The organism is Vreelandella aquamarina (assembly GCF_020075495.1).
GTDB lineage: Bacteria > Pseudomonadota > Gammaproteobacteria > Pseudomonadales > Halomonadaceae > Vreelandella > Vreelandella aquamarina_A.
The window spans coordinates 1-14,106 of record NZ_JABYQT010000010.1 but is presented as its reverse complement, the minus strand read 5'-3'; the positions used below and the strand labels follow the sequence as shown (position 1 = coordinate 14,106).

Sequence of the window (14,106 nt, the reverse complement as noted above, 5' to 3'; positions counted from 1 at the left end):
GCTATCACACTCTACGGTCAGTCAGCCGTAGCGTTATGCGCCCATATCGCTTTGGACGGAGAAGCGAAAGAGGGTGCGTGAACGATACGTCTCGCCCGGCTGCAAAAGGGTGCTGGGAAAGCCGTCCTGATTGGGTGAATCGGGAAAGTGCTGAGTTTCCAGGGCAAAGCCGGAGCGCTGTGGATAGGCCTGCCCGTTTTTACCGATCAGGTCACCTGTCAGGAAATTCCCCGAGTAGAACTGGATACCGGGCTCGGTGGTTTCAATTTCCAGCACTCGGCCGCTTTGTGGCTCCCACACCCTGGCGGCCATCACGAGATCCCCCGGTTCGGCATCGTCTCGATTGAGCACAAAGTTATGGTCGTAGCCTTGCCCGAAACGCAGTTGATCGTTGTCCTGATCGATGCGCTCCCCGATCGGTGTGGCCTGGGTGAAATCGAACGGCGTGCCAGCCACGTCGCGCAGTTCGCCAGTAGGAATTAACGCTTCGCTTACCGGCGTAAAGGCATCGGCATTGAGCATGAGCTGGTGATCAAGGATGGAGGCATTTCCTTCACCCTTGAGGTTGAAGTAGCTATGCTGCGTCAGGTTGATGGGTGTCGTCTTGTCGGTTTCGGCCTGGTAATCGACGATCAGCTCATCTTGATCGGTAAGGGTATATGTGACTTCAACGGCAAGCTCGCCGGGGTAGCCCTCTTCGCCATCCTCGCTGAGGTGACGCAGCACCAGCCCCGTACCTGCGTCATTTTCAAACGGCTCGGCCTGCCATAAAACGCGATCGAATCCTTGCTCGCCGCCGTGCAGATGGTTATCACCGTCATTGGTGGCCAGCGTGTAGGTTTCTCCTTCCAGCGTAAACTGACCTTCGGCGATACGGTTACCGTAGCGGCCGATAAGCGCGCCAAAATAAGGATTGGCCTGCTGGTAAGTGTCGGACAGGTAATCATCCAGTGAATCAAACCCCAGCACGATATCGTCCATATTGCCTTCTGCATCGGGCACCTTCAGCGATACGATCGTGCCGCCATAGTTGATGACCTGAAGTTCGACCCCATTGGCGTTGGTCAGCCGGTAGCTCTCCACCTCACGTCCATCAGGCAACTGTCCGAACGTCGACTGTTCGATAGTGCTCCCTGCGTTACTATTCGCCATGGCTTCCTGGTCGCTTTGGGCTTGGGCAAGGTTTGTCAGCAGTGCAACGACACCTGCACTCAGCACTAGCCTCGAACCAACGCTAGCTGCGTGTGTGGGCATGAGGTGCATGTTATTCCTCCTATTGACGTCATTATTGTTATTCGTGCGACATGAGGCTCGCTATTACACGCTCTACACTAGACGGCTCTGCCATAACCAACCAATATAAAAACACGTTAATTCCGATACATTTATTGTTATCAGAAACACTGAAAGGCTTATTCCATGAGCGTTCCTGACAGTAACTGGTTTCTCAACGCTCGACTAAAGTTGCGTCATTTTCAGCTTTTTTTGGCGCTTGACGAGCATCGCAACCTGCATCGCGCGGCTATCCAGCTCAACATGAGCCAGCCCGCAGCCTCAAAATTGCTCAGCGACCTGGAAGCGAACCTGGGTGTGCGCCTGTTTGATCGCCAGCCGCGTGGGCTGACACCCAACTGGTATGGAGAGGTAATGATTCGTCAGGCGCACAGCGTGCTGTCGACGCTGCACCATACCGGGAAAGAGTTGAGCGCACTGCGTAACGGCAATATGGGCACCGTAGCCATCGGCACCGTCATGGCGCCTGCCGTTACGCTACTGACCAGCGCTATCGAACGGGTACACAGGAACAGCCCAGAGCTCAAGATCAGTGTGGAGGTGGATGTCAGCAAAGCGCTGATACCACGTCTATTGGAAGGTGAACTGGATTTTGCGATTACCCGTATACCCGCAGGGAGCGATATAGAACGCTTCGTATTTGAAGAGATCGGCGAGGAGGAGTTGTGCTTTGTCTGCCGTGAAGGGCACCCGCTGGTAGGTAAGACACCCCTGAGTCTGGCCGATATGGCGGCGTATCCGTGGTCACTTCAGCCTCCCGGCGCGCTCATGCGACAGCGTGTGGACAGCCTGTTTCTGCACCATCAGGTAACCCCGCCGCGCCAGGTAGTCGATACCACTGACCTGCTGGTATCACTGGCGCTGGCCTCGAAATCAGACACCATTACTGTCACCACCCGTGAAACCGCCGACCTGCTCTGTACTCCCGAACGCTTTCATCTGCTGCCTTTCGTGGAAACGCTCAACGTGCAGCCCTACGGGCTGGTCAGCTTGCGCCACCAACGGCTTTCGCCGGGCGCGGCGGTATTGATGAACACGCTGCGCGAACTGATCAAATAAGCTGATCGAACAAGCTGGAAGAATACGTTCGCCTCCCGTCGCTTGTAGCCTGGAAACCATACCTTGCCACCTCGCCAGATCGTTTGAAACGTATCGGGAGGCTAGTCGTATTTTTACAAAAATACTGTATATATATACAGCCATGAACTACGCTTTTCTTACTGCTGCTTCAGCTCTTGATGCTGCGTCAGCATAAGCCGTTTCACTGAAGTTCACCTACCTGTTGGTAAAGGAGCACTTGATGAAATTTCTACTCAATTCCGCGGCCAAGCCTGTCTGGTTAAAGCCCGCACTCATCACGTTAGCAATCAGTGCAAGTACCGCTGCCGCTGCGGACGTCCCGCCATTAAGCGTCGAAGGCAATCAGATTCTGAGCGGCGGGGAAGCCAAGAGCTTTGCCGGTAACAGCTTTTTCTGGAGCAATACCGGCTGGGATCAGGAGAAAATGTATAACGCCCAGGTGGTGCAGTGGTTAAAGGAGGATTGGAATACCACGATCGTCAGAGCAGCAATGGGGGCAGATGAAGGTGGCTCCTACCAGCAGGATCCTCAAGCCAATGTCGAACGGGTGGAAACGATTGTCGACGCGGCTATCGACAATGACATGTATGTCATCATCGATTTTCACACGCATCACGGCGAAGATAAAAAGGAGGATGCCATTCGCTTTTTCCAACAAATGGCGCAGCAGTATGGTGACCACAACAACGTCATCTACGAAATCTACAACGAGCCGCTGCAGGTAAGTTGGAGTAATGTGGTCAAGCCCTATGCAGAAGATGTCATTGCCGCTATCCGCGACATCGATCCTGACAATCTCATCGTGGTGGGCACACCCACCTGGTCGCAAGACGTCGATGCCGCCTCCGCCGACCCAATCCAGGGCAGCAATATTGCCTATGCACTGCACTTTTACGCCGGTACCCACGGGCAATCCCTGCGCGACAAGGCCGAAACCGCCTTGAATAACGGCGCCGCCTTGATGGTAACGGAGTGGGGCGCCGTCAACGCCGATGGCGGCGGAGCCGTGGCCGAGCAGAGCACGCGTGAGTGGATGGACTTTCTCGCCGAAAACAATATCACGCACCTCAATTGGGCGGTGAGCGACAAGAATGAAGGTGCCTCCATCATCAGACCGGGTGCTAGCCCTACAGGCCAGTGGAACGCTTCAGACCTGACCGACTCCGGCACGCTGGTAAAAGAGATCATCAGTAACTGGGGCACCGAGGTCGGTTCGGTGGAATGACACGGGCCAGGGCTCTAGAAACGCCCTGCTGAAGGGAACGACGCCCATCGAATCAGCAAGGTCCGGCACATGCCGGACCTTGTGACTGCATGCACACCTGTAAAAGAATGCCCCTACTCGATAAACGCATCGACCATTTCGCGGTGGCCATACAGGAACGCATCGGCCACCTGGCGAAGTGGCGCGACATCCACATCGCTTTCATGCCGGGCGACGAGCTCGGCGAAATGACCATAAAGCCCGGCGTACTCGCGCTCTTCGGCCTCGACGACCATCTCGCCATCAATGGCCAGACAACAGCCACCCTGAGTCAGGTCAAGCCGCCCAGCATCGGTTTCGATGTGGATATCCCAGGTTTGCGGCCCGGTCTGGCGAAAGTCGAAATGCGCCTCGATAACAGCTTCATGCGCGTCGGTAAAACTAAGCTCAGCGGCAATGGGGGTCTGGCAGTTGCTGGGCACCTGCAGTGTGGCACCGCGCAGGAAAAACGGCTGGGGCAAGATAGCCGTGGCAATGGAGAGCGCGTTGATACCGGGGTCGAACACCCCCATACCGCCGGGCTGCCAGATCCACGCCTGGCCTGGATGCCATACCCTTACATCTTCTTTCCACTCGATTTCAACACGCTGAATACGGCGTTCTGCCAACCACTGCCTGGCATGGGCAACACCCGGCGCAAAGCGTGAATGCCAGGCAGCAAACAGGCTGCCCCCCTGCTGGTCGGCCACCGTCATCAAGTCTTCTACCTCGCTTAACGTGGCTCCTGGCGGTTTCTCAAGCAGTACATGCTTGCCTCGCATCAGCGCAAGGCGTGCTTGAGAGTAGCGCAGGTGGGTAGGCGTGCAGACGGCCACCGCGGCTATTTCAGGGTGAGCATCCAGCATGGCCTCAAGCGACGCATAGGCGGGGGTATCGGGCAGGGCCGCATGAGGATCAGCGGTGGCGACAAGCTGACAGCCACTAACCGCAGTCATGGCAGGGATATGCTGGTCGCGGGCAATTTTTCCCACCCCGACCAGGCCAATCATTACATGAGACATACACTTGCCTTGTTAGCAAAAGTGGAATCAATGCAAGGCTCAGCGGTGCTTGATGCTACAGCCTAGCGAGCTGGCACCATCCTCAAGCCCCAACGCCTTTGCAGTGCCTGCCAACACGGCCTGAGCCGCTGAAAAAGCCTCCCGAGGGCGGCGCAGGCGAATACTTTCCATTAGTTGACGATGCTGCTCCAAACTCTCGTCAGGGTCTAGAGCACTTTCATTGGACATGGAGACCAGCATGTAGATGGAAGGACGCAAGATATGTGAAAGCTGTGCCCAAACAATGTTGTGAGTCGCCTTGAAGATCGCCTCATGAAAAGCGACATCGCATTCACTATGCAAGCGCCGCTCTTCAGGGCAAGTGGCATTACGCAGGTTCTGACCCAGGCCTTCAAATGCCTCTTCGATAGCCACCAAATCCCGTGCCGTGGCACGCTTGGCAGCGGTCATCGCCACGTAGGGCTCTACATCGAGGCGGAAAGCGAGAATCTGGCGCTGAATATCAGGGTTGGGCGCCGCGTAGCGGGTCAGCCAATCGGTCACCTGTGGATCAAGAATGTGCCACTGTGAATATTCACGCACTTTCGAACCGTGCCCTGAAATGCGCTCGATAATCCCCCCGTCCACCAGTTGGCGAAGATCGCTTCTCACCGCCGACCGGTTGATCGCAAAGCGCTCACAAAGATCCAGCTCGCGCGGCACGAAGTCACCCGGCCGATATTGCCCGGCCAGGATGTCACTGATCAGGTACTCCGCAATGCTGGGGCGAGCCACAGGCTTGTTCAGAGATGACGTCACTGCAATCGGTCCTGTTTCCATTCGTGCCTAATCATAGCGTACTTGCCCAGACGCTATCACAACCGTTCACCAGCGCTCTCGCTCGCCAGTGTGTGACTGCCTGCGACAAACAACATACAAAAGTATATGTTGAACATATGCTCATAAAGTATGACATTTAACCGTATTACTCAATGCCCAGCTGTATAGCTCACATCACACAAGGATAACCACGATGCGACTCATTCAGTACGTAGAGGCCAACAGGGTGCGGGTAGCCTTGGTCGAAAATCACGAACAGATCAGGCCTATCGAGATCGACGGTGGCACCTACAGCCTTGCCCAGGCGGCGATGGCAGAGGGATGCTCATTGAAAGAGATGGCAACGGCTCGCCAGAGCGACGTACTGATCGACTATCAAACGTTGATCGATGAGCAGCGCCTGCTTCCCCCCGTCACCCATCCAGACCCCGCGCACTGCCTGGTCACGGGAACCGGGCTTACCCATCTGGGCAGCGCCGACACCCGCTCGGCCATGCACGCCAAGACCCAGGTCAGCGACGACGAGCTGACTGACTCCATGCGCATGTTCAAGCTGGGCGTGGAAGGCGGAAAACCCGCCGAGGGCCAGCCGGGAGCGCAGCCCGAGTGGTTTTACAAGGGCGACGGTGACTGCATCGTCGCACCGGAAGCGGCGTTGCCCTCCCCCGCATTTGCCCAGGATGCCGGTGAAGAACCCGAGCTTGCCGGGCTCTATATCGTTGCTGACGACGGTACGCCGTGGCGAATCGGCTACGCTGTAGGAAACGAGTTTTCCGACCATGTCACCGAACGCTTCAACTACCTGTGGCTCGCCCACTCCAAGCTGCGCGCCTGCAGCATCGGCCCTGAACTGTTGATCGGCGAACTGCCCGCTCATCTTGAAGGCACCAGCCGCGTCGTGCGCGATGGCCAGACGCTCTGGGAAAAGCCGTTTTTAACCGGTGAAGCCAATATGGCTCATAGCCTTGCCAACCTTGAATACCATCACTTCAAATACCCAGGCTTTCGCCGCCCTGGCGATGTCCACGTGCACTTCTTCGGCACCGCCACGCTCAGCTTTGCCGATCAGATCCAGATCCGCGATGGTGACCGTTTCGAGATCAGCCTGAAGGGGTTTGGCCGGCCCCTGCGCAATGCGTTACGCCGACAGCCAGCACGTGTCCCAGCAGCGATCAAGGCACTTTAAGGGCATGCTTTACGCTAACCCGCTGACATGCGCTTCACAACATTAACAAACGCTGCTGGTTAGGTGTGTATCGCGGGAAAACGCCGTCACACAACGATCAGTCGACCGGTTTGAACCGATGGTTGATGAGTAGCGCATAGGAGCTCGGCAGAGAATGGGCGGCCCCGACTTATAGGCCGCTCTATTGTCTTACCAGGATAGATATTTAATCATCTTGTCAAAAGGCAGTCTTTCTCAGGGAATTTCCCGCCGGTAAAGCGAATAACCAGAGACCCGCCACCGTTCGCCGGTGCGGGTATCGTAATAGCCGCCCTCGGCACTTCGCCCTTCGTTTTCGATCTTCCAATCGCCGCCGCCGTCGTAGCTGATGGCGGTGACATCCTTGCCCAGCAAGCTGCCTTCGTTAACCCCATCAAACAACAATCCTTCTTCAGGGGTGATGTACAGGGCATAGCCCACCAGGTCGCTATCAAACTCATGCAGTTCGGCTAACTGGTCGCCATTCCAGTGCCAAACAGAGCTGGGGTGATTAACCAGCTCTTTCTTGGGCCTAAAGCCCATGGGGCGCCCCTTGCGGGCCAGAATATAGACCTCGCCCTGCTCATTGGCGGCGATATCGTTAATCCTGTAATCACCTATTGCCACATCGAAGACTGGTTCGTCTTCACCCCAGGCAAGCGAATAGATGACGCTTTCGCCACGGGCCTCATCAAGAAACGCCATGCGCAGCACGTCATCCTGGCCCAGCGCGACCAGGTCGAAACGCTGGCGTTCGTCTTCAGGGTTGCGTGCCCCGGCGGGTACAGGGATTTCCTCCCAGTGCTCACCGCCATCCTCGGTACGCCAAATATGGGGACCCCAACCAATCAGATAACCGCGCTGGGCATCCAGAAAGCGCAGTGCCGAGATGTTCTGATGCTCAGGCCAGCGCATTTTTTCCCAGGATTCGCCCTGGTCTGTGGATTTAAATAGCTGAGTGGCCTGTGGGTGATAGCGCTGCCCTCGGGGCTTATTAACAGAACGATCCGACCAGCCTGTCGCAAGATAAAGCGTGTTCCAGTCGGGAGAAAGCCACCAATCTGCCTGCTGAGCCCGCTCTTCAAAGCGTCGCTCGATCCCGTCTTCGATATTTCCTGCCAGGATGCGTACAGTACGGCGATTGGCACGTTCAGAGGGACTAGCCATCCAGCGCTCGCTGTATTCAAGCTTGACGTTAGCATTTACTTCTTCATCGGTTCTATGCTTGAAAGTAGTTTCAGGATTTGTAAGTTTCATGGATAGCACTTGCTCATTGCTTATCCGAAAATCGCCAGGCCCATAAGGGGTATCGTCCTTCATGAAATCATTGCTAACGTGCTCCCACATGCCGCCGATTCCGATGACATACCCGCCGATAACAATTGCCAGCACAGCGACTCCCCACCGAACTCGACGCATAATTTATCCTCTACCTTAATTTTCTTCGCCAGTTCACGGCGTCGGTGCTTGAGGCTCGCCAGCATCAACGACCCACCCACTCCTTTGTTAATGTGCGTTCCTCGGGATCATAACGGTACACGGTGATGCCACCGTCGAAGGCGTGGCCGGTGACCAGCAGACGGGCATCGGGCGCGGAGTCGATACTCAGGTTGCGAGAGTAGTTATTGATAGAAGGGAAGGGGATGTGCCCAGATCCAGATACGCCTGGGGCCAGGGGTTGCCAGCCTCGAACAAAGCGGCATAGGTCTCACTGGTGCCATCCTTGCGATACTGGCTGTAGCCAATACGTAAGAATTCCTCACTGCCATTGATAAAGGCTAGAGCAATCGTGGTTGGAGTCGCCAGGGCGCGAATATTTCCCCATTGATCTGGATTACTAGATTTAGGGACGGAAATCAATTGACTCTCATCCCAGTAGTCATCTTCATCCAACCCTTCAGGAAGACCGTCATCATAAAGGCCGTGATAGTAGCTAGCCATTCGATGACGCTCTTGAGGCTCATCCGTGTTCCAGAACAGTCCAATGATATTCTCATCACCGCTGACTACCCATCTACCATCTGGACTGATAGTGGCATCTACCTTGAACGAATTTCCTGGCAGCATGGCAATTGGCTGAAAAGTATCAAGATCCCATAAAGTTACCCCCGTGTAGTTACTAAATCGGCGTTCAGGCGCCACTGCTTGCACTTCGTCAACGCTTGGGCTCTCGCTATCACCCGAGCCAGCCGATACAAATTTTCGCCCCTGCTCCGAGAGAGTAATCTTCAAAATTTTTCCTGAACCTACAAAGCTTGGGATAATACCGTCCTGCATCACGGGCTGCATGGACTCCCCGTAGCCATGAAATATATTCCAACGCTCATCGGAAGCCAGATAGTCTGCAAAGGTGGAGTCCATCACATGTCCGTACGTCGGGAAATGCTCGAACTCTTCGATCACTTCACCATCAACACGCTGTACATAAACTACATCATCCTGGTCTTGCCATAGAAAGGCATCGTTCTTCTCAATAAAATAAGCGCTGTAGATATTGGCATTACTGGATAGCACTTCTCTTTCTTGGTTTTCAACATCCCATAGCACCAAGTCACCGTCTTCATGGGCGGAAAGCACATAGCGGCCATCGCTGGAAACACTTAGCGAGGTCACCGGCCCCAAATGGTGAAGCGTAGACCAGAGCCAGGTGCCCAAACCGATAACTAAAGCAATCATCGCCAGTTCACGGCGCCGGTGTTTAAGGCTCGCCAGCATTATCGGCCTACCCACTCCCTGGTCAGCGTGCGCTCCTCGGGGTCATAGCGGTACACGGTGATACCGCCATCAAAGGCGTGGCCGGTGACCAGTAGGTTGGCATTAGGCGCGGAGTCGATACTCAGGTTGCGGGAGTAGTTATTGACGGAGGGAAAAGGGCCCGTGCCTAGGTCGAGATAAGCCTGAGGCCAGGGGTTGCCGACTTCAAACAGGGCAGCATAGGTTTCACTAGTGCCATCCTTGCGATACTGGCTGTAGCCAATGCGCAAGAATTCCTCACTGCCATTGATAAAGGCTAAAGAGATCGTCGTTGGAGTTGCCAGGGCACGAATATTTCCCCATTGATCGGAATTACTAGATTTAGGAACGGAAATGAGTTGGCTCTCATCCCAATAGTCATCTTCATCAAGCCCTTCGGGAAGGGTGTCATCATAAAGGCCATGATAATAACTGGCCATTCGATGACGCTCTTGAGGCTCATCTGTATTCCAGAACAATCCAATTGTATTCTCATCACCACTGATTACCCACTGCCCGTCGGGACTAATAGTGGCATCCAGCTTGTAGGAGTTGCCCGGTAATAAAGCAATAGGCGAGAGCGTATCAAGATCCCAAAGGGTGAGTCCTGAGTAACTGCTGAACCTACGGTCAGGGGAGACAGGAGGAACTTCCTCCATATCAACTGAAGGAGCGCCCCCGCGGTTATCCGAGCCAGCCGATACAAATTTTCGTCCTTCCTCCGAGAGAGTAATCTTCAATATCTTTCCTGATCCTACAAAACTTGGGGAGGTACCATCCTGCATTACCGGCTGCATGGCGTTCCCATGACCATGAAATATATTCCAACGCTCATCGGAGGCCAGGTAGTCGGAAAAGGTAGAGTCCATCACATGCCCATACGTAGTGAAATGTTCGAATTGCTCGATCACCTCACCGTCAACGCGCTGGATGTAAACCACATCATTCTGATCCTGCCACAGGAAGACATCGCTCTCTTCGATAAAGTAAGCGCTGTAGATATTGGCATCATTAGAAAGCACCTCTCTTTTTTTGTGCTCAACATTCCACAGCACCAATGCACCATCTTCGTGGGCAGAGATCACATAGTGGCCATCACTGGAAATACTGAGCGAGATCACTGGCTCAAGCTCATACAAAGATTTCCAGGCCAGTATCCCCCAAGCCATAAGGATGAGCACAAATATTCCAATTCCCATAATTTTCTTGTTAGATCGGTGCATAGTAGCCAAATCCGCTATTGAGTAGTAAAGGCTGCATAATTCCTTCTTCATAACTCTTCTCAAATACCTCATCACTAGGGATTTTCATCCCCGAGTGATTGAGTAGCCAAAGCGTTTGGTCAACGAAACTGTAATCATCGTTATCTAACTTGTTATCGATAAATCGATTTTCTAGCATAAGTGCACTAAACCCAATACTCCCCAGCGCAGCCCTGGGCGCCTTGTCTGCCCACCAATTTCTCTGGACAAGCCTTTGCAAACGATCGATATAATCGGCTGCTCGCTCCTCACTCACCACTGCATGATGGGCAAGTGGGGCCAGCAGGTCGTAAATGGGCAAGGGATCGGCGCTGGCGATTGCTTCACGCGCCTCCTGAATGGCCTGTTCTCGGAAAACGGCCCAGGCATTATCTGCGCGCCTAGCGTCATGTATACGACTATAGGGATCAGAACTCAGGGGCGTGGGTCTCACCGTATTGGCTGGTGCTTTACCCATATAGTAATCCGTGATGGGTCCAGATAAGCCAATGGGGAAGGCCCACCATTTCTTTCTATAGGCCCCCCCAGCCGCTCCTAAGGTAGCATCCAGCATGTCATCCGCTGAAAAGATATTTCTTACATGATCAGGAGATTCCCAAAATGCTTCCCAGACGTTTTCTGCCTCGCTTGGCGGCGGCCCAAGAATGCCATCCTGCTGCGATTGCAGCACGACAATCTTGCGGGCAGCCTTATGAGCATCCGGGAATATCCCCATGCCTAGCGGATGGCTGTCCTGAGACGCCTCATTGACCAGGGCATTATCGGCCACCGCCGGTTGCCATAAATAAAGGTTGTCGACCCATTGGTGGCGCTCCTGCTCACCGAGAATATTGAGCGCCGTCAACACCACGCGCGCGCCCAGCGAATGGCTGATGATATTGATGGCAATACCGACTTCGTTCAACTGCTCGAGCAAGGCTACCAGGCGGCGTCCCGCGGCCATCGCATTGAGTTCGGCCTGAAAAAAGTCGACGCTTCCGGTATCGCCAAACCAGGCGATGCCCACCATGCGGGTATAGGGCTGCCAGTCATCTTCGGTCATGCCCGCGGCGCGGTTTAGCTGGTACTCCATGTGCACGAACCAGCTGCTCGCGCCGCTGCCATTACAGTGCGCCTCGCGGAAATCGTCTGGCCTATTCTCCATGGGTGTATGGTACGAGTTGTTGGCGGTGTATCCCCGGGTAACCGGAATAGACATCTCGACCTTGTCTATATCCTGCAAGATCGTGGCACGGCTTGCGGTATGCGCGTTGGTTAACAGAGGCGGCGTACTGATATCGGCATGTTGCCCCCAAGAGGCAAACGTACCGTACTCGCCCAAGGGTACATTGTAGCCATGCAGAAATAGCGTGGCGTTATTGCCGGCCAACCGTAGCTGTTCCAGCTGCTCTTCGCTTAACAGGTCATCTTCTGGCGTGGTCTTCTCGTCGCGCAAGTTAAGACTGATAGGCGGTGGGAGGTAGACGGCCTGAATGGTCGTTTCCTCTATCGCCACCTCCACTTCCGGGGGAGCGGCCGCCGCTTCACGGGGGTCTAGCGGCTCGTCATCTACCGCCACCAGGTGCAGGCCATGGGTATTTTCCAGCTGCCAGGCGACCTTTCCAGGCGTCACGCCCTCATGGCGGCTAATGCCTTCGGCATCAATGCGCGCACTGACGGTCTTCTCCTCGGAATCGCATAGCTTGACCGGCGTACCCTCGGGCAGAAAACGACCCAAGGTATCGCGGTGCACGATCAATACGGTGACCGCAACGCTGCAGTGTGAGGGCGTGCTGACGCCGCTTTCGCCGGTTCGGCTAGGCTGCAAGGCAGGGGGCGATAGGGTCTCTGTCATGTGTCATCACCGTCGGTTAGAGGAGTTTGCACACTGACCAGCGTCTTCAGCTCATCAAGCACCGCCTGCCAGGAGCCTTCATGCCGCGTTAGCTGCGCCATGTATTGGGAAGAAAGCGGCGCGCGATAGTGTGATGCCGCCAATATCTGGCACCCTTCCCAGCGTGCATATTCAGTGGCCAGGGGCAGCTGTTTCATTTGCTGTAACCATTGCTGCGCTTGCGCATAGGAAACGTGATGGTCGCTGATCAGTTGCAGGCAGAATGTGTGATCACGCGCGCTCTGCAAAGCCTGCTCATGGGCTGCCGTTAGCCTGAAGCTACCTAATGGCTCGTTATCCGGTGCGGGTGATTCAAGCTGCCATGTTTCATCATTGGCAAAGCCCTCCATGACGCTGACGGGGCCCAGCAATGAGTGAACGTCACCCTCGGTCAAGACACGGATCAAACCGGCATACAGCCGGGGATCAGCGTAACGAAACAGGGCTGGAGGGCCGCTTTGCCGATCCACATGCAATAAGCCACGGTAATGCTCGACCACCGTTGAAAACGTTGCATACGTACGAAGTGCGATAGCCGCGCCCTGCTGCATCCATTCTGACGCAGCAGCATGGGCACGGGCATTTGAAGGACTGATCAGAACCGGGCCTTGCTGTGCGTGTTGCGCATAAGCCGTTTGCAGATATAAAAGCTTATAGACGGGACGATCATCTGCTTGAAACATCCTGCGCAATAGCGACGGATACAATGCCAGATCGGCTAGATAAAAGACTGACATGGTCGGCGTGCTTACCGGCATGGGCACTGTTCCCCTAATGCGCAGGCATGAACATTATCATTGGTGCCGTCTTTCAGCCGTTGGCATATCTCGACCACTGCAGCCCCTTGCAAGGCAGCAGTCATCAGCTGGTTTTGCTGCAAAGGGGCAATACGCTCGTGCTGCTCCGGCTTCACATGCCCGGGCAAGACGGCGTTCATTACTGCCTGCCCACTCCCCACGCCGGGGCTGCCGCCGGAGTTGATGCGGACCTGAGGGCCTGAAATGGTGACACCGCTGGGGTCGAGTTTAACGAAGCTCCCACCGGCCTTGAGGGTGATTTCCGCCCCGGCATCGATAACGGTTTTTGCCCCTGCTTTTTGATGCACCTCCTGCCCGGCTTCCACCAGCTGTGCCTGGCCGACTCTTTCATGGCGGGTGCCGCTGATGGTCAGGTGATCGTCGCCGTCGACCTGGGCATGACGGTGGCCATGCACCGTATGGTGGTCGTCGTTGTCGATTTCACTTATACGGTCGTTACGTATTTTGAGGTGGCTATCGTTTTGAATCTCTTCCGTGCGGTTATTAAGCGTCAACAGCGCCAGGTCTTTCTGGGCGTGGAGCCAGATCTGTTCCTCACCGGCTTCGTCTTCAAAACGCAGCTCGTTGAAGCCTTCGGCCTGGTGGCTCTGGGTACGGATAACGGTGCGAGTCTTGTGCTCGGGCAGCGGGTACGGCGCGGTATTCACGCCATGATAAGTGCGCCCGGTGACCAACGGCTGATCCGGGTCGCCTTCCAGAAACGAGACAATCACCTCATGGCCGATACGGGGAATGGCGATGCTGCCATACCCCCCACCC

At 55.1% G+C, this 14,106-nt stretch carries 12 protein-coding genes; 3 read left to right on the top strand and 9 right to left on the bottom strand.

Features of this window, described 5'->3' with window-relative positions:
* Positions 1-33 precede the first annotated feature (33 nt).
* Complete coding sequence (locus HW452_RS14170; protein ID WP_317986358.1) at positions 34-1,152, bottom strand: aldose epimerase family protein; 1,119 nt, start codon at positions 1,150-1,152, stop codon at positions 34-36.
* A 267-nt stretch (positions 1,153-1,419) separates the two neighbouring features.
* On the opposite strand from HW452_RS14170, the gene HW452_RS14165 reads away from it, so the two are divergent.
* Positions 1,420-2,352, top strand: a complete 933-nt coding sequence (locus HW452_RS14165) for a LysR family transcriptional regulator (protein ID WP_224106748.1) — start codon at positions 1,420-1,422, stop codon at positions 2,350-2,352.
* Positions 2,353-2,593: 241 nt separating this feature from the next.
* Entirely contained in the window at positions 2,594-3,598 is a 1,005-nt protein-coding gene (locus HW452_RS14160; protein ID WP_224106747.1) for a glycoside hydrolase family 5 protein, read from the top strand.
* Between the two features lie 113 nt (positions 3,599-3,711).
* On the opposite strand, the gene HW452_RS14155 is transcribed toward HW452_RS14160, so the two are convergent.
* On the bottom strand, positions 3,712-4,638 hold the full coding sequence (locus HW452_RS14155; protein WP_224106746.1) for a Gfo/Idh/MocA family protein: 927 nt from the start codon (positions 4,636-4,638) through the stop codon (positions 3,712-3,714).
* A gap of 39 nt (positions 4,639-4,677) precedes the next feature.
* A complete protein-coding gene (locus tag HW452_RS14150; RefSeq protein WP_224106745.1) occupies positions 4,678-5,436 on the bottom strand; it encodes a FadR/GntR family transcriptional regulator in 759 nt (252 codons plus the stop codon).
* Positions 5,437-5,650: 214 nt separating this feature from the next.
* Here HW452_RS14150 and araD1 point away from each other — a divergent pair, with 214 nt between their 5' ends.
* Positions 5,651-6,643, top strand: a complete 993-nt coding sequence (gene araD1 / locus HW452_RS14145) for an AraD1 family protein (RefSeq protein WP_224106744.1) — start codon at positions 5,651-5,653, stop codon at positions 6,641-6,643.
* A gap of 234 nt (positions 6,644-6,877) precedes the next feature.
* On the opposite strand, the gene HW452_RS14140 is transcribed toward araD1, so the two are convergent.
* The 6 genes from HW452_RS14140 to HW452_RS14115 all read right to left on the bottom strand — a co-directional run.
* On the bottom strand, positions 6,878-8,053 hold the full coding sequence (locus tag HW452_RS14140) for a WD40/YVTN/BNR-like repeat-containing protein (protein WP_224106743.1): 1,176 nt from the start codon (positions 8,051-8,053) through the stop codon (positions 6,878-6,880).
* Positions 8,054-8,266: 213 nt separating this feature from the next.
* Positions 8,267-9,376, bottom strand: a complete 1,110-nt coding sequence (locus HW452_RS14135) for a WD40 repeat domain-containing protein (RefSeq protein ID WP_224106742.1) — start codon at positions 9,374-9,376, stop codon at positions 8,267-8,269.
* Positions 9,376-10,668: a WD40 repeat domain-containing protein gene (locus HW452_RS14130; RefSeq protein ID WP_224106741.1), complete on the bottom strand. Its 1,293-nt coding sequence runs from the start codon at positions 10,666-10,668 to the stop codon at positions 9,376-9,378. The genes HW452_RS14135 and HW452_RS14130 overlap by 1 nt, the downstream gene beginning before the upstream one ends.
* Positions 10,604-12,394 carry an alpha/beta hydrolase gene (locus tag HW452_RS14125; protein WP_263433682.1) on the bottom strand — a complete coding sequence of 597 codons (1,791 nt, stop codon included), beginning with the start codon at positions 12,392-12,394 and terminating at the stop codon, positions 10,604-10,606. The genes HW452_RS14130 and HW452_RS14125 overlap by 65 nt, the downstream gene beginning before the upstream one ends.
* Before the next feature lie 92 nt (positions 12,395-12,486).
* On the bottom strand, positions 12,487-13,287 hold the full coding sequence (locus HW452_RS14120; protein ID WP_224106740.1) for a DUF4123 domain-containing protein: 801 nt from the start codon (positions 13,285-13,287) through the stop codon (positions 12,487-12,489).
* On the bottom strand, positions 13,278-14,106 hold an 829-nt coding region (locus HW452_RS14115; protein WP_224106739.1), incomplete at its 5' end, for a type VI secretion system Vgr family protein. The genes HW452_RS14115 and HW452_RS14120, both read right to left, overlap by 10 nt.

Bases quoted from the DNA above. Each gene is read 5' to 3' on its own strand.
- araD1 (WP_224106744.1), top strand. From the start codon at position 5,651: ATGCGACTCATTCAGTACGTAGAGGCCAACAGGGTGCGGGTAGCCTTG.
- HW452_RS14160 (WP_224106747.1), top strand. From the start codon at position 2,594: ATGAAATTTCTACTCAATTCCGCGGCCAAGCCTGTCTGGTTAAAGCCC.
- HW452_RS14165 (WP_224106748.1), top strand. From the start codon at position 1,420: ATGAGCGTTCCTGACAGTAACTGGTTTCTCAACGCTCGACTAAAGTTG.
- HW452_RS14155 (WP_224106746.1), bottom strand. From the start codon at position 4,638: ATGTCTCATGTAATGATTGGCCTGGTCGGGGTGGGAAAAATTGCCCGC.
- HW452_RS14170 (WP_317986358.1), bottom strand. From the start codon at position 1,152: ATGGCGAATAGTAACGCAGGGAGCACTATCGAACAGTCGACGTTCGGA.
- HW452_RS14130 (WP_224106741.1), bottom strand. From the start codon at position 10,668: ATGAAGAAGGAATTATGCAGCCTTTACTACTCAATAGCGGATTTGGCT.
- HW452_RS14135 (WP_224106742.1), bottom strand. From the start codon at position 9,376: ATGCTGGCGAGCCTTAAACACCGGCGCCGTGAACTGGCGATGATTGCT.
- HW452_RS14120 (WP_224106740.1), bottom strand. From the start codon at position 13,287: ATGCCGGTAAGCACGCCGACCATGTCAGTCTTTTATCTAGCCGATCTG.